The sequence below is a fragment of the Paenibacillus sp. N22P23 genome (assembly GCF_059383735.1).
This window is the reverse complement of record NZ_JBXENT010000004.1, coordinates 182,450-198,551: the sequence shown is the minus strand read 5'-3', so window position 1 is coordinate 198,551 and position 16,102 is coordinate 182,450. Positions and strand designations below refer to the sequence as shown.

Here is a 16,102-nt window from a genome sequence, read left to right as displayed (position 1 = left end):
ACGATAGGGATGAAGTCTAAGTTTAGTACACTCATGCATGGAATGAAGCGGGAAGCAAGCTTGCTCCCTATTTTGCTTATAGCGCTTATGTTGTGGCTTCCAATGGGAAGTACAGCTATTGCGGCAGTTGAACAATCGCCGGTCGAACGAGTGCTTCCCCTGATCGGCGAAGCGCTTGTAGATATCGGACAAGAGAAGTTTACGGAGGCACAGGACGCATTTGCTGAGGCGAGTCAGCTTTGGGAAGGCATTCAGGCGGAGAATTCGGACCTGGCTGCGAATGTGAATTCTACAATGGCGCATGCCAATAAAGCTGTGGCTGCCGCGAAAGATGATCCTGCTGCGGCGAAGAAAGCATTGGCAGCAGCAGCAAAGGCCGTCAATGCCTATGCAAAGGCAGTCGGCGGCAAGACGCAAATGACCGGCCCTGATGCAGCAGCGACGCTGATCCCTCTACTGGAACAGCTGGGTACGCATATTAAGGAAGCGTCCTGGTCTGCAGCGAATGCGGACTACAGACAGATCGACAGTGGCTGGAAGAAGATCGAGCAGCCGATTCGGGGCGATAACGTCATCGTGTATGGCTCACTTGAGACGAGCATGAGCATGATTCGGATCGCGCTTCGTTCGGACCCTCCGCGCGCAGCACAAGCCGAAGCGGAAACCGCTGCTTTGCTGCAGCAGGTCAAGGATTATGCGTCCGGAAAGATTGCCAAGACAGCAGCAGATACGAGTTTAACGCTAGCAGATGCTTTTGAAGTGCTCAATCAAGCGGAAGCGGATGCGAAGGCAGGTCATGCTGCGGAATCGAACGGCCAAATGCAAGCTTTCATTCGCATGTGGCCGAGCGTAGAAGGAGAAGTCCAGCTGCGATCAGCTGCGGTTTATCGCGATATCGAGAATCGGATGACAGAAGCTGCAGGCTATCTGGTTTCCGAGCCTCCTGAGACAGAGAAAGCCGGCGAGATCATCGCAGGCATGAAGGAACAATTGGCACCGATGCTGGAGGAAGCGAGTTACAACGCTTTCGATGCAGGAGCTATTTTGCTCAGAGAAGGGTTCGAGGCTATTCTAGTCTTGGCTGCCCTTATATCGTATCTGAATAAAGCCGGTCATGCGGATAAGCGCAAATGGATCTGGGGCGGTGCAGGCGCTGGCCTGCTGCTAAGCGCAATTATGGCCATTGTTCTGACCTATGTGGTTTCGCAGGCGATGTCAGGCACTATGCGTGAGAAGATTGAAGGGTTAAGCGGGCTTGCTGCCGTTCTCTTCATGCTCTTAGTCGGAAATTGGCTTCATAAGAAGTCCAACATTCGTGCGTGGAATGCCTTCATCGATAAGCAGGTCGGAGGTGCCTTGGCACGGGGCAGCTTATGGTCTTTGTTTGTCGTATCGGGGCTTTCCATCTTCCGTGAAGGAGCGGAAACGGCTATATTCTATGTCGGAATGGCCCCGTCGATCGATCCGATGCAAATGCTGCTTGGTATCGCGGTGGCGCTGCTGTTACTCCTGATTCTTGCCGTACTGATGATCAAGTACAGTGTGAAGCTGCCGCTTCGCCCGTTCTTCCTCACGGCCTCGGCGTTCATCTATGTGCTGGTGTTCCGGTTCATCGGCGAAAGCATTCATTCGCTGCAGGTTGCTGCCTGGGTGCCGGCACATTCCATTTCGAGAAGCATCTCAGTGAATGTCCTGGGCATCTACCCGACACTAGAAACGGTTATTCCGCAAGCTGCTCTGCTTCTATATTTATTGATTCGGTATACTTCCGTATATATAATCGGCGTGCGTCGTGAGCGAACGACCTAGCCTGGCTTGAAATCGACAAGAAAGCTTAATCAAATCCTTATGGGGATATCGGATTAAGCTTTTTTCGTTTCTGGTTTTTCAGAATGCTTTCATCTTTTGCAGGTATAATGATGGGAGCAGTTTGCTGGATATCAAATGGGTCAAGTTCATATAGGGGGAAAAGAAGTTGCGGATTCTGTTTGCGGAAGACGATGAAACTTTGGGCGAGTTAACGGAGCATCAGCTGCTGAGGCGCTATCATGTCGTGGATTGGATGAAGGATGGTACGGAGGCGCGGCAAGCGATGGCTCCCGGCCGTTATGATGTCTATGTGTTCGATTGGATGCTTCCGGGTGCAACAGGCATGGAGCTGGTTAGAGCAGCCAGGAAAAAGGACGACAATACGCCGATTCTGCTGCTTACAGCGCGCGACGCCGTACAGGATCGGGTAGAAGGATTGCTCGGTGGGGCAGATGATTATATGATCAAGCCGTTTGCGTTCGAAGAACTGGAGGCGCGACTCCTTGCGTTATTCCGGCGTCAAGAACGTGTCATACAATCCGATTCCCTGCAGGTTGGGGAGCTGGTTGCCCATCTGAATCGATTCGAAGTGACGCGCGATGGAACGGCGATTACGTTAACCCGGCGTGAATTTCAACTGCTTGTCTGTTTAATGCGTCATGAAGGGCAGGTGCTGTCGCGCGAACAGCTGCTGGACCAAGTTTGGGGCGTAGGAGCAGAAGTGACACTGAATACGGTTGATTCCACAGTCAAGCTGCTTCGCAAGAAAGTGGACGGGCCTTTCGTGCACAAATGTATTCACAGCGTTTACGGTGCAGGCTACCGTCTCTCGCAGAACGGCGGGAAGCATCATGTTTAAACGAACGCAGACCAAGCTGACGCGCCAATTTTCAATCACGATCGGAATTATTCTTCTCCTTACCGTCTTCTTCGCGCATTGGATGGTCCAATATATCCTTACGTCGACGGAGAATAACCAGCTAAATTCACTTAGTCATCAATACGCGAAGGATCTCCAAGAGCTGCTGGATTCGCCGAAAGCGGCTGTACTGTTTGACCAAGAAATAAATGACGAGAAGCTTAATGATGCGTTCTCACCGAAGGGGCTTCAATTAAATCAGATGTCGTGGCTGATTTCAGCCCGCGGGGAAATTCTGCTTCAATCGCCCGGGATCAAGGATGGTAAGCTATCACCCAACAACTTCCCCATTCTGCCGCTGCTTCCGAGCTTGCTGAGCAAGCCGGACGACGACTATCACAATGTGCGTGCTGATGGGAGAACGTTTCGTATCGGCGGGTTAATGCTCCATGCCTCAACCGGTGAAGAATACCGAGTCATCGTCGCGCAGGAAGTGACAGGCGATGTCGCCTTGCTTGTCCAATTGAGGTGGGCGTTTGCAGGATTTGCTCTGGTTATGCTGTTGGCAGGAGCCGCTGCCGGGTACTTACTTGCAGGTCGAGCAATGGTTCCCATATTTAATGCCTACCGGCGGCAGGAGCAATTCACGGCTGATGCATCCCATGAGTTGCGCACACCGCTTAGTATTCTAAGGTCCTCAGTGGAGGTGCTTAATGAACAGCGAGAGACGCTGCCGGAGTTTTACCGAAATGTGCTCGCCAAATCCGGTAAGGAAATTCATCAATTGATCCGACTTGTCGATAATTTGCTGACGCTTGCGCGCAGTGAGAACGGACGGATTGAAATTATGAAGCGGCCCTTCTCCTTGCGCAGCATGGTCCTGCAAGTGATGGATCAGTTGGAGCCGATTGCACAGGGCAAACAGGTGCGACTGCAGTTAGTGGAAGGCTCCGAAAAGCCGATTGAAAGAGACTTCTTAGGCGATGAGGTGCGAATCAGGCAGTTAACGTTCATTCTCGCGGAGAATGCGATTCAGTATAATCGTTCGGGGGGAACGGTAACCGTTGCAATCGAATCCGGGCATAATGAAGTTTCGATCACGGTAACCGACACCGGCATCGGTATTGCGAAAGAGCATTTAACCGGCATATTCGAGCGGTTTTATCGGTTAGATCAAGCGCGCACACGCCGCTCAGAAGGAACGGGACTCGGTCTCGCCATCGCGAAGCAAATCGTTCTTTCGCACAGGGGAAGATTGCAGGTATGGAGTGAACCAGAGGTTGGTACGACATTTCGCGTGACGATGCCGAACGTTTCAGATTAGTTTCAGAATGTCTCGATAGAATCAGTATTGTAACCGCTGATGGGCGGAATTAAGGTACAGGAGGTTATCATCAACATGAACAAGAAGTGGAAGCTGGCCGGAGCGGCCATTGCACTAGCTGTAGCGATTCCGGTATCGGCATATGCGGCAGCGGATGGGGCAAGCCAGAAGAACCCGGACAAGAAGTATCATGTGATTTCGATCAACAAAAGTGGTGTCAAATCGGAACGTAAGGATGCAAGAATTGACGTACTCGACATCGCGGTGAAGAAGCTCGGGCTGGATAAGGCAGCTATCGAGGCTGGAGCCAAAGATGGCAAATCACTCACCGATCTGGCGAAAGAGAAAGGGATCGCGATTCAGCCGATTATCGATGAGTTGACTGCACAGCTGGTGGCAGAAATACAGAAGGTACGCAGCTCTGAGGGGCAACTGACCGACGAAGAGAAAAACAATATTAATCTGAAAGTCAGCACCGAGCTGAATCGGGTCTTAACCGTGCCGCTGTCTGAGCAGTTGAAGGATGACAAGCGCAATGCGGTATATATCGAAGATCATGGCGGCATTGGAACCGACATCGCTGAATTGGCCATGACGAAGCTCGGTCTGGACAAAACAGCCTTCGAGAAAGCGGTCACAGACGGCAAATCACTCACCGATCTGGCGAAAGAGAAAGGGATCGCGATTCAGCCGATTATCGACGAATTGACTAAACAGCTGCTGGCAGGTATACAGAAGCACAATGATGACGAGAAGTTGACGGCTGAGGAGAAAAGCAATATCACGAAGAAGGTTGGCTTAGAGGCGAACCGCATCGTAACCGAGCCATTGGCTGAACAGCTGAAGGCGGCTAAGCGTGAACGGGTTTATAAAGAGGATCACGGCGGGGTAGGCGTCGACGTAGCCCAAATTGCAATAACGAAGCTCGGTCTGGATAAAGAAGCCTATGAGAAGGCAGCTAAAGCGAGCAAATCGCTCGCGGATCTTGCGAAAGAGAAAGGAATCGCGATTCAGCCGATTATTGATGAAGTGACTAATCAGCTCATGAGCGGCCTGCAGAATCCTGATGACTCCGAGAAACTGACGGATGATGACAAGAATAATCGGAAGAAGAAGATCAGCTTCGAGGCGAATCGGATTGTAAATGAGCCTCTGAATAAGCAAATGTCGGATGACAAGTATGGTCTCAATATAAAAGCAGCGATTGTGTTCCTTGGGCTAGATAAAGCCGCACTTGAGAAGCTTGTGAATTCCGGTAAATCACTTACCGAAATCGCGCAAGACAAAGGATTTACTCGTCAGCAGCTCATCGATGCTCTGCTTATTGATGTACAAGAGCAGCTGAAGAAGCTTGTGGATAAGAAACAACTAACGCAATCAGAAGCCGATCAGGAAAAGAAGGATGCTCGTGCGTTCGTCGATAAGTTTGTCGATGAGAAGCTGAGCTTGAGCCCTGTTCAGAAAAAATAGATCGGCGCGCGTCGAGAAAGAACGACACAAATTAGTTTGAAATAAAGATGAGAGCTTAATCCAATCTCTTAGAGGAGATCGGATTAAGCTTTTTTCGATATTGGCTTAGCTTGCGCTGCTGATTAGCTGCACGCGCAGTTGAGGACCGGTTTGCGGGCGGCTGTCGTCTCGTCCAGTCGGCGTACGACGGTATTATAAGGTGCGCCTAGTACAAGGGCTGGATTCGTGCGTGCTTCTTCGGCAATTTGGATCATCGTATCAATAAACCCGTCGAGAGTCTCCTTACTCTCTGTTTCGGTCGGTTCGATCATGATACATTCCTCGACGTTGAGCGGAAAATAGATGGTTGGCGGATGGTAACCGAAGTCGAGCAGCCGCTTGGCTACGTCTAACGTGCGGACGCCGTACTCCTTCAGGCCGCGACCGGACATCACGAACTCATGCTTACAGACGCCGGGGTAAGGAAGCTCGAAATGAGGAGCGAGCCGGTGCATCATATAGTTGGCATTTAGAACCGCACATTCCGAGACGCGGCGGAGCCCTTCCGGTCCATAAGTCCGAATATACGTATATGCCCGTACAAGAATGCCGAAGTTGCCGTAGAACGCTTTGACCCGGCCGATTGATTCAGGACGGTCGTAGTCAAAGTAATAGGTGCCGTCATCGCGTCTGGCTGCAAGAGGTTTGGGCAGAAACGGTATGAGCGTGCTCTTCACGCCGACAGGACCGGCTCCCGGGCCGCCGCCGCCGTGCGGCGTGCTCATCGTCTTGTGTAAATTAAGGTGGACAACGTCAAACCCCATGTCGCCGGGTCTGGTGATGCCCATGATCGCATTCGAATTCGCTCCGTCATAATAGAGTAGGCCGCCAGCCTCGTGGATAATCTCTGCGATCTCAATGATCTGTTCCTCGAACAGGCCGAGGGTACTCGGATTTGTGAGCATGAGCGCTGCGGTATCCTTGCCGACAGCTGCGCGCAGCGCGCATAGGTCAACCATGCCGTGCTCATTCGATTTGATTGTGATGGTTTCGAAGCCTGCGACGGTGGCACTGGCAGGATTCGTTCCGTGCGAGGAGTCCGGAACGATCACTTTGGTGCGCACATCGCCGCGGCTCTCATGGTAAGCGCGAATCATCATCAGCCCGGTCCATTCGCCATGTGCGCCTGCAGCCGGCTGAAGCGTAACCTGATCCATGCCGGTGAGTGCAGCCAGATCGTTCTGAAGCACATACATCAGCTCGAGCGCGCCTTGGATGCTCTCTTCCGGTTGATAGGGATGAATTTTGGCGAAGCCCGCGAAACGAGCGGTGTCTTCGTTGATTTTCGGATTATACTTCATCGTACAGGAGCCGAGCGGGTAGAAGCCGTTATCGACGCCGAAATTGCGCCGGGACAGCTCGGTGTAATGACGGATTACGTCGACCTCGTAAACCTCGGGAAGCTGTGCAGGCGTTTGTCTTAGCATTGCGGCAGGAATGAAGGCAGAAGGATCCGATTCCGGTACATCGCAAGGTGGGAGGGAGTAAGCGACGCGCCCTGGTTTGCTGAGCTCGAATATCAGCGATTTGGCCGGTTTCAAAGACATGTTCCTCTTATCGTTCTGATGCGCAATGGTAGAATCACCATCATTTAAATGCGTAGTCATGCCATTTCCTCCAGTCTCGTGACAAAATTATCGATTTCCGCGCGCGTACGTTTCTCCGTCACAGCAATTAACATATGTCCTTGCAGCTCCGGGTAGGCGAACGCAAGATCGCAGCCACCGAGGAAGCCGGCTGCAAGCAACTTCAGATTCGCTTCCTTTACGGAAACGTTGGTCGGCAGCTTCACGACAAATTCATTAAAGAACGGAGCGGAGAAGGGGAGTTCGAAGCCACGTTTTGCAAACTGATCGGCTGTATAATGGGCTTTCTGTACATTCAAGTTAGCGGCCTCGCGCAAGCCCTCTTTGCCCATCGTCGACAAGTAGATTGAAGCACATAGAGCAAGCAATGCTTGATTCGAGCAGATGTTGGACGTCGCTTTCTCCCGCCTTATATGCTGCTCTCGAGCTTGCAGCGTCAGAACAAAGCCGCGCTTTCCGTCGATATCCGTGGTCTGGCCGACAATCCTGCCCGGCATCCGCCGCATCAGCGGCTCGGTGACGGCGAAGAACCCGCAGGTCGGCCCTCCGAGCGATTGCGAGATGCCAAGCGGCTGTGCATCGCCGACGACAATGTCGCTTCCGAGCTTACCTGGGGTCTCCAGCAAACCGAGCGACAAGGGGTTGCTGCTGACAACAAGCAGTCCTTTAACATGGTGAATGATTGGCTCGATGGCGGCTAGATCCTCGACTGCGCCGAAGAAATTCGGTGATTGCACGAGCACGGCTGCGGTCTTGGTGTCTACGGCTGCCTGTAGGGCGTTCAGATCTGTAACGCCGTTCGTATAGCCGACTTCGACGATGTCCAGGTTTAGGCCGCGAGCCATCGTGCGGACCATCTCACGGGCTTCCGGATGGACGGTGCGCGAGATGACGATCCGGTTGCGCTTCGTTGCTCCTGCAGCCAAGGCGCCTGCTTCGGCTAGGGCGGTAACGCCGTCATACATACTCGCGTTTGCGACAGCCATACCAGTCAGCTCACAAATGTACGATTGGAACTCGAAGATGGCTTGAAGCTCGCCTTGGCTGATCTCCGGCTGGTAAGGCGTATAAGCCGTATAAAATTCAGAGCGAGAGATCATGTGATTGATAACGACGGGCAAGTGGTGATCATAAATTCCCGCACCAAGAAAGCTTTTGTAACGGTCGGTGTCGGCGTTGCGGCCGGCAAGCTCCTTCATATGCTCAAGTAGGGAGAACTCGTCGAGCGCGGAGGACATCGGCATCGTACCGCGGAAACGGATGGATTCCGGAATGTCTCGGAACAGCTCTTCGATCGATGCTGCGCCGATCGTTGCAAGCATATCGGATTGGTCTTGATCGGTTACGGGGATGTAGCGGTGTAAATTAGCCATGAATTTCACTCCTTAGGAAGTCTTTTATAAAATGGGGTCTTGATGACTTTGGCCTTTAACTGTTTACCGCGAATTTCAACTGTCAGTTCGGTGCCGAGAGCGGCATAGTTCGCATCGATCAAAGCGAGACCGAGGTTACGCTTCAGCGTCGGTGATTGTGTGCCTGTCGTGACGGTTCCGATTAATGTGCCGTTTCCGTAGACAGGATAATGCGAGCGGGGGATGCCGCGGTCAATCAGCTCGATGCCGACAAGCTTGCGGGACAGTCCCTCTTCCTTCTGCTTGACCAGCGCTTCTCGGCCGATAAAGTCCTCTTTGTCGAGCTTGACGAAGAAGCTGACTCCTGCCTCAAGAGGCGTGATGGTGTTCGAGAGCTCTTGACCGTATAGCGGCAAACGCGCCTCAAAGCGTAAAGTGTCACGAGCGCCGAGTCCGGAAGGGATTAAGCCGAGCGGTTCGCCGGCTGCGAGCAGGCTTTTCCAGACGTCGCCGGCTCGGTCTGCCTGAACATATAGTTCGAAACCATCCTCGCCCGTGTAGCCGGTTCGCGAAATTAACGCATTCACTCCCGCGAGTGAGGTGCTTGTTGCGAATCGGAAAGAAGGGAGTTCGAGGACGTCGGCACCGGCGCCGGCGGCAGCCATAATAGCAGCGGCTGATGGTCCCTGCAAGGCGAGAAGGGCCAGCTTATCGGAGATATTCTCGAGCAGGACATCCCCGATTAAATGATCTCGCATCCATTCGTAATCTTTATCGATGTTCGAAGCGTTCACGACGACCATGAACTGATCGGCCGTGATTCGATAGACAAGCAAGTCGTCGACGACGCCTCCATCCGGATAACACATCAGTGAGTATTGCGCTTGGCCGTCGGTGAGCTTAGTGACGTCATTCGTCGTCAACAGCTGCAAGAAGCGCTCCGCGAATAGGCCTGTCACCTTGAATTCTCCCATATGGGAGACATCGAACAGACCGGCGCGCTGCCGAACAGCGTCGTGTTCTTTCTGTATGCCGGAGAACTGGACGGGCAGCTCCCATCCGCCGAAATCGATGCAGCGGACCTCCGGATGAGCGGCATAGAGCGGGTATAACGGGGTTCTTTTCAAATCGGCCATTCTTATCTCTCCTCCTCGAATTCGTGATATTAACGCAAAGAAGGACAGCAACAAAAAGGCAGCGCATTCTCAGCCGAAGCTGCCTGCGTTTCCTCTTTGCTCTGTCCTTTGTACCTGAGAGTTACCCTATGTCCGTATGAAAAGAAGGGACATAAGTTTCCCCGTGGGTGATCCCGCGAACGGGATGCTCTCCAGAGGCGCGTCCGATAAAGGTCCTTTTGCCTGAGAGATTCACCTATGTAAGGTTTACTCCTTCGGCGCCGCCGAAATATTGCTTATTGGCGATCTCTCCCATTATCATCATCCGCATATTTAGTTGTTATCCTCTATTCTTACACCGTAATGAGAGGTTGTGTCAACAAAAAGTATTTATGATGTTAATATTTTGTTAGATATATTGACATGAATAATAACTCTGATTTAAGCTAAACCCATCAACAACCAAATAAGCGGATGACGATGGCAGGGAGAGACTGAAGGAGCGAACCGCTCTGGAGGCACCGAAGGAGCAAGTCGACGGCCGGCCGGCCGATGATTAATCTCTCAGGTAAACGTACCGCCATTCGACGCAACTCTGGAGAGAGCGAATAGCCACCAAAGGGGTAAGAGCGGTTCTTGAACCGTTTAAACTCTCAGGTACCCGGGACAGAGAACTTGGCGCATAGCCGGTTCTCTGTCCCTTTTTATTGCTTTACCGGCATTATAGGAGGGTCCAGGGTTATAAATTTATTTTTCCAAGCATCCAAGGCGGACCGCTTATGCATATCATTGCGGCCAAGGCCGTATGCTTCGGCAAGGCACTAAATCCTTCTTTTAAAGCATATGCAGCAATGCTCCTCAATAACGCCTGGACGTTGCAGGAATCGCAGCAGACGGACAACAGCAGTCAACTACCATATAACGGAAAGGATGTTGAACATGAGTGAAGTGAGAGCAGGATTGGGATATACAGAGGAGCATGAATGGGCTGAGGCGCGAGGAGCCATCATTCGAATTGGCATTTCGGATTTTGCGCAATGTCAGTTAGGCGACATTGTGTTCGTGGAATTCCCGGAAGTGGGGGTAACGCTTGAGGCGAACGAGCCGATGGGGACGATCGAGTCGGTAAAAACCGTATCCGATCTGTTCAGCCCTGTTAGCGGAACTGTCGTGAAAGTGAACGAGGAATTGCTGGACGAACCGCAAAAAGTGAACGAGGACCCGTATGGCGAAGGCTGGATTATCGAGGTCGAGGTGGAAGGCGAAGCGGCGGAAGTGGTGGCTGCGCTTTGGAGCGCTGAGCGATACGCGGCGTTCGTTGCATCCAAATAAGGAGGTGCGCAAGATGCCGAAGCCTAGGGAACGCAAGCCGGAGTGGCTGAAAATATCGCTTAATACAGGAGACGGATACCAAGAGATCAAATCGATGATGCGCGGCCGCCAGCTGCACACGGTGTGCGAGGAGGCAAAATGCCCGAATATATTCGAGTGTTGGAGTCAGCGGACGGCAACATTTATGATTTTGGGAAGAATCTGCACGCGCGCCTGTCGGTTCTGCGCCGTGAACTCGGGCCAGCCGACAGAACTCGATCTGGAGGAGCCCCGGCATGTGGCGCAATCCGTTAACGAGATGGAACTTGCGCATGTCGTCATCACTTCCGTCGCCCGTGACGATCTGAATGATCACGGTGCAGCGATGTTTGCTGCGACCATTGTGGCTGTGCGCTTGGAAAACCCGCTAACGAGCATCGAGGTGCTAATCCCGGATTTCGGTGGTGACGCGAATCGTCTAGCAGTCGTGCTGGAGGCGAAGCCGGATGTGCTGAACCACAATCTCGAGACGGTGAGCCGGCTTTCGGACAAAGTGCGTGCAAAGGCCAAATATGACCGTTCACTGTCTGTGCTCCGCATGGCCAAAGAACTCCGTCCAAGTCAGACGACGAAATCCGGCTTGATGGTCGGACTGGGGGAGGAGAAGGAAGAGCTTATTGAAGCCATGCGTGATTTGCGAGAAGCCGGATGCGATATTCTGACGATTGGGCAGTATTTGCAGCCGACTTCCAAGCATATGGATGTCGTTCGCTATTATCATCCAACGGAATTCGAAGCGCTCAAGCAGGCGGGACTCGCGCTTGGTTTCGCCCATGTCGAGGCAGGGCCGCTCGTCCGAAGTTCTTATCACGCCCGCGAGCAAGTCGAGCGCGCGAAGGCAGCCAGTGCTGTAGGGGGAGTGTTACTATGAACGACTATGATATCGTGATTTTGGGTGGCGGCCCCGGCGGTTACGTAGCCGCCATCCGAGCTGCCCAGCTGGGCAAACGTATTGCGCTGGTCGAGAAAGAGAAGCTGGGCGGCACTTGTCTGCATAAGGGCTGCATTCCCAGCAAAACGCTGCTGCGCAGCGCGGAACTCTACGAGACCATGAAGCGCAGCTCAAGCTTCGGCATCCTCGTGCAGGGGATCGAACTTGATTATAGTAATGTGCTTGCCCGCAAAGATGCTATCGTTGAGCGGCTCGAGAGCGGCGTACGCTTCCTGATGAAGAAGAACAAGATCGATGTCTATGAAGGCATGGGTATGATTGCTAATACTGCAATTACGAGCGATCGCAATGGCGTTATAGAAGTAAAGGGCAGCGGCATTGCGGAAGGTGATTCACCAATAAGCATCGGCTATCGTGACCTCATTGTGGCTACGGGATCACGTCCCCGTCGTATCCCCGGGTTGCCGGTAAACGAGCGGATTATGAGCAGTGACGAAGCTCTTGCCATGGAAGCCATTCCGGCTTCGATTGTAATCGTCGGAGGCGGCGTCATCGGCGTTGAATGGGCTTCGATGTTGAACGATTTCGGCGCGCAAGTAACAATCGTCGAAGCGGCAGATCGGATCGTGCCAACGGAGGATGAGGACTTGTCCCGCGAACTGGCGCGACTGTTCACGAAACGCAGGATCAGAACGTTGACAGGCGCCATGCTGCTTCCGGACAGTGTGCTCGCGGACAGTGGTGGCGTGATCTTGCAGGTCTCGCGGGGAGGCAAGATCGAGACGCTGATGGCAGATTGTATGCTTATCTCTGTTGGACGAGCGGCGAATACTGAAGGCTTCGGCCTCGAACGAACGGCGGCGCGGATCGAACAGGGGGTCATCGCGGTAGACCGATCCATGCGGACGAATGATCCTCATGTCTATGCAATCGGCGATGTCGTCGGCGGTCTGCAGCTCGCACATGTTGCCAGTCATGAAGGGGTGGTGGCGGCAGAGAGCATCTGCGGACTTGACGCTCATTCGCCAGAGGCTGTTTCCGTTCCGAAATGCATATACAGCCGTCCCGAGCTTGCTAGTGTCGGACTATCTGAGCGAGCTGCGGTTGAAAGCGGGCATTCGGTCAAAATAGGCAAATTTTCGTTCAAGGCGATTGGCAAAGCGCTGGTTTTAGGCGACTCCGACGGCTTCGTTAAAGTTGTTGCGGATGAAAAGACTGGAGATGTCCTTGGCGTTCACATGATCGGACCGCATGTGACGGACTTCATCGGCGAAGCATCGCTTGCGCAGCTGTTGAAGGCAACCTCGATGCAAGTCGGCCGAATGATTCATCCGCATCCGACGCTCTCCGAAATTATCGGCGAAGCCATGCTCGAGGCCGACAACCTGGCTCTGGGGATGTGACTGCGATGTGGAGGTTCGTACACACGGGGAATCGGACGCCGGCAGAGAACATGGCAATGGATGAAGCGATCGTCGTTGCTCATGTACGGGGACTTGTACCGCCAACCGTTCGATTCTACGGCTGGAGTCCTGCGACATTGTCCATTGGCTGTTTCCAGAAGGCTGCCGAAGAGGTCGACTTTGATGCGTTGCACAAGCATGGCCTCGGCTTCGTTCGGCGGGCAACCGGCGGACGTGCGGTGCTTCACGATCAAGAGCTCACCTATAGCCTCATCGTCTCCGAGAATTATCCCGGCATTCCGAGCAGCGTAGTTGAAGCCTATCGCGTGCTCAGCATGGGGTTGCTGTTTGGCTTTCGTAAGTTAGGTTTAGCCGCGAACATGTCGGGTATGGAAGGCATAGAGGCTGATGTATTGGCGGATCAATCCACGTGTAGTGCTTCAAGAGGAAAGCTGATGTCGGCTGCCTGTTTCGATGCTCCTTCCAAGTATGAGCTTGTCGTTGAAGGTAAGAAAATCGCGGGAAGCGCTCAAATGCGAACCAAAGGAGTCATCCTCCAGCACGGCTCCATCCTTATTGAACTGGATGCGGATCTGTTATACGATGTTTTGCGTTTCGAAGACGAGACGGAAAAAAGGCTGATGAAAAAAGTATTCGAGCGTAAAGCAGTCGCGATAAATACCTGTCTGCGGCGGAAAGGGGAGTTGCCTCTAATGCTTTCAGATGTGGAGGGAGCTTTTCGCATCGGATTTGCTCAAGGTCTGCAAACCGAACTCATCAACGGCACCTTAACGGAGTTCGAAACGGAATTGGCCAACCAGCTTGCGATCGATAAATATGGCGCTGACGGTTGGAATTTTCGAAGATAAACGGAGGATGATCAGATGAAGCCTACACGACGGCATTCAGCTATGAATAATCAGCATGGACCGCGGCATCGACGGCTTCTAATCGCCCTTTTCGCCTCCCATTTCTTCTGTACGGTGCTGCTTGTTTCTGCTGGGTATGCGCTATCGGAGGGCTTCAACCTATCTCCGATTTCGATAGGTTTGAACCTCATTACCGGCATCATGCTAGGTGTTGGAGCCTACATTCCGGATAATATGCTAGCTCGATCAGCTTGGTCTTCCATCCCTATTGGATTGTTGCTATGCATGTTCTCATCGATTTGTCTATTAACGTGGAGCGGCAGCGATTCATCCGTCATCACCTTTGCGGTGTCCTGCGCAGGCTTCGGCTTTGCGGTGGTGAATCTTGGCGTGTCTTCCGAGAAGGCAAAGGTTCAAATGCAAGGGCTCCCTGACGGATTCAAGCATAAAATGGTCAGGTCGAGGCTATTAGGCCTTGCCATCGGCTTCGTAATCTCCGCGCTATTCGTAATTGTGCAATGGGGTAGCTTTCATATCGGACTCATGCGGTTGGAGAATGGCTTTGCGTTCCTTCTACTTGCTGTCTGTTTCCTACTCATATCCAAAATTAGCTGGGTTCGTGCTTGAGAAAAAGCAGAACTGTTGGAGAGGGGGCAGATTTCGATTGACAAGCGTATTTACAGAATGAAGCCCGCGGATTTCCGCGGGCTTTATTCGCATTTGTCGGATCACACATTCAGGAAATGCAACAGATCCCTTCTGAATAAAGCGACCTAGTGTTAATGATTCGTTCGTCCCCCGACATGAAGAATGGAAGCGACCAAGTTGTCATGATCTTGTTCACTCACGACGCCTGAGAATCCGCAGGATTGTCTGGCGATCAACTGGGTGGGCAGGATGATGGAGTCTTCTTCCTTGCGTGCATTAAAAACGAGTTGGGTGGCAATAGCGCCGACTTCAAATTTGGAATGGCCGATCGTCGACAATGCAGGTCTGATTAGAGGAGCAAGGTTAATGTTGTCGAAACCGACAATGGCAATATCCTCAGGTACGCGAAGGCCTGCTTCGTGCAGGGCACGAATGGCACCGATCGCCATCTCATCGTTGGCTGCGAATATAGCATCAGGCAGCCTTTTGCTGGCAATCAGGAGCTTGACCGCTTGATAGCCGCCGGCTTCGAGGAATCGTCCGTGCATCGCAATCCGCTTAGGGATAGGAAGATCATGTTCGTGCAAGGCACGTTTGTACCCTTCGTATCGCTGCGTGTTATCGAAGGCAGCTGTTGGTCCGCTCAGGAACTCGATGTTGCGTCTGCCCAGCTTGATCAGGTGAGCGACTGCATCATAACCGCCTTGCTCATTAGTGATGAGGACATTATGTACGTAATCGCCTCTCAGCTCTCTATCGAGAACGACAATAGGGAAGGATTCCGAAGCTACTTGTAGAATGAGACTGTCGCTTATGGCTGTTCCCATGATGATAGCGCCATCAACAAACTTCTCTCTTAAGAAACGGTGGGCAGAGCTGTTCTCACCGCCATAAGTACTGCAGACGATTAAATTGTAATCATGCGAGGCTACGATTTCTTGGACCCCTTCAATAACTTGGCTGTAGAAAGGTCCGCCAAGATCGTTCAGAAACAGTCCGATCGTTTCACTTTTGCGTTTCTTCAAATTACGAGCAGCCCCGCTTGGTCGGAAATTCAGTGCCTCAGCGGCACGAACTACTTTACGGCGCGTCTCTTCACTGATCTTGGGTGAGTTGTTCAGTGCGTAGGAGACGGTAGATACAGCAACGCCCGCCATCTTCGCTACATCCTTGATTGTAGCTGACATGTTATCCTCCCGGTCGAGTACGAATTTTAGATAAACGAATAAAGAAGGTTAACAATTTCGTCATAAGTAATGATTATTATAACATTTGATTCTGTCATGTGTGAATGTTTAAAACAGGAAGAATAGGTACTGGAGTCACAACTATCTATCCATTTATTAGCTTTAATGGATAAATTAT

General features: G+C 52.2%; 13 protein-coding genes, 1 pseudogene and 4 riboswitches. Of the genes and pseudogenes, 10 read left to right on the top strand and 4 right to left on the bottom strand.

Features of this window, described 5'->3' with window-relative positions; translation table 11 throughout:
* Positions 1-9: 9 nt before the first annotated feature.
* The 4 genes from AC506A_RS19045 (at position 10) to AC506A_RS19030 (ending at position 5,462) form a co-directional block, all read left to right on the top strand.
* Positions 10-1,809, top strand: a complete 1,800-nt coding sequence (locus AC506A_RS19045) for an FTR1 family iron permease (protein ID WP_495462585.1) — start codon at positions 10-12, stop codon at positions 1,807-1,809.
* Between the two features lie 166 nt (positions 1,810-1,975).
* On the top strand, positions 1,976-2,668 hold the full coding sequence (locus AC506A_RS19040) for a response regulator transcription factor (protein ID WP_495462584.1): 693 nt from the start codon (positions 1,976-1,978) through the stop codon (positions 2,666-2,668).
* Complete coding sequence (locus tag AC506A_RS19035; RefSeq protein WP_495462583.1) at positions 2,661-3,992, top strand: sensor histidine kinase; 1,332 nt, start codon at positions 2,661-2,663, stop codon at positions 3,990-3,992. The genes AC506A_RS19040 and AC506A_RS19035 overlap by 8 nt, the downstream gene beginning before the upstream one ends.
* Before the next feature lie 75 nt (positions 3,993-4,067).
* Positions 4,068-5,462 (top strand): hypothetical protein, encoded by a 1,395-nt coding sequence (locus AC506A_RS19030; protein ID WP_495462582.1) that lies wholly within the window; start codon positions 4,068-4,070, stop codon positions 5,460-5,462.
* 122 nt (positions 5,463-5,584) lie between these two features.
* Here the strand turns inward: AC506A_RS19030 and gcvPB are convergent, their stop codons facing one another.
* From gcvPB to gcvT, 3 genes are read right to left on the bottom strand one after another with little or no spacing between them, the layout of a single operon-like run.
* Positions 5,585-7,048: an aminomethyl-transferring glycine dehydrogenase subunit GcvPB gene (gcvPB, locus tag AC506A_RS19025; RefSeq protein ID WP_495462832.1), complete on the bottom strand. Its 1,464-nt coding sequence runs from the start codon at positions 7,046-7,048 to the stop codon at positions 5,585-5,587.
* Positions 7,049-7,104: 56 nt separating this feature from the next.
* Positions 7,105-8,460, bottom strand: a complete 1,356-nt coding sequence (gcvPA, locus tag AC506A_RS19020; protein ID WP_495462581.1) for an aminomethyl-transferring glycine dehydrogenase subunit GcvPA — start codon at positions 8,458-8,460, stop codon at positions 7,105-7,107.
* A 5-nt stretch (positions 8,461-8,465) separates the two neighbouring features.
* Positions 8,466-9,575 (bottom strand): glycine cleavage system aminomethyltransferase GcvT, encoded by a 1,110-nt coding sequence (gcvT, locus tag AC506A_RS19015; protein ID WP_495462580.1) that lies wholly within the window; start codon positions 9,573-9,575, stop codon positions 8,466-8,468.
* A 99-nt stretch (positions 9,576-9,674) separates the two neighbouring features.
* Positions 9,675-9,772: riboswitch (glycine riboswitch) on the bottom strand.
* Between the two features lie 3 nt (positions 9,773-9,775).
* A riboswitch (glycine riboswitch) is annotated at positions 9,776-9,879 on the bottom strand.
* Between the two features lie 149 nt (positions 9,880-10,028).
* Positions 10,029-10,144, top strand: a riboswitch (glycine riboswitch).
* Positions 10,145-10,147: 3 nt separating this feature from the next.
* Positions 10,148-10,226, top strand: a riboswitch (glycine riboswitch).
* A 71-nt stretch (positions 10,227-10,297) separates the two neighbouring features.
* Here gcvT and AC506A_RS19010 point away from each other — a divergent pair.
* From AC506A_RS19010 to AC506A_RS18985, 6 genes and pseudogenes are all read left to right on the top strand, one after another.
* A pseudogene (locus AC506A_RS19010) lies at positions 10,298-10,453 on the top strand (serine hydroxymethyltransferase); the annotation flags it as partial.
* 40 nt (positions 10,454-10,493) lie between these two features.
* On the top strand, positions 10,494-10,886 hold the full coding sequence (gcvH, locus tag AC506A_RS19005; protein WP_475781643.1) for a glycine cleavage system protein GcvH: 393 nt from the start codon (positions 10,494-10,496) through the stop codon (positions 10,884-10,886).
* Between the two features lie 4 nt (positions 10,887-10,890).
* A complete protein-coding gene (gene lipA, locus AC506A_RS19000) occupies positions 10,891-11,796 on the top strand; it encodes a lipoyl synthase (protein ID WP_495462831.1) in 906 nt (301 codons plus the stop codon).
* On the top strand, positions 11,793-13,220 hold the full coding sequence (lpdA, locus tag AC506A_RS18995; RefSeq protein WP_495462579.1) for a dihydrolipoyl dehydrogenase: 1,428 nt from the start codon (positions 11,793-11,795) through the stop codon (positions 13,218-13,220). The genes lipA and lpdA overlap by 4 nt, the downstream gene beginning before the upstream one ends.
* 5 nt (positions 13,221-13,225) lie before the next feature.
* Positions 13,226-14,089: a lipoate--protein ligase family protein gene (locus AC506A_RS18990; RefSeq protein WP_495462578.1), complete on the top strand. Its 864-nt coding sequence runs from the start codon at positions 13,226-13,228 to the stop codon at positions 14,087-14,089.
* 15 nt (positions 14,090-14,104) lie between these two features.
* Positions 14,105-14,716: a hypothetical protein gene (locus tag AC506A_RS18985; RefSeq protein ID WP_495462577.1), complete on the top strand. Its 612-nt coding sequence runs from the start codon at positions 14,105-14,107 to the stop codon at positions 14,714-14,716.
* Positions 14,717-14,868: 152 nt separating this feature from the next.
* Here the strand turns inward: AC506A_RS18985 and AC506A_RS18980 are convergent, their stop codons facing one another.
* Complete coding sequence (locus tag AC506A_RS18980) at positions 14,869-15,924, bottom strand: LacI family DNA-binding transcriptional regulator (RefSeq protein ID WP_495462576.1); 1,056 nt, start codon at positions 15,922-15,924, stop codon at positions 14,869-14,871.
* Positions 15,925-16,102: the final 178 nt, after the last annotated feature.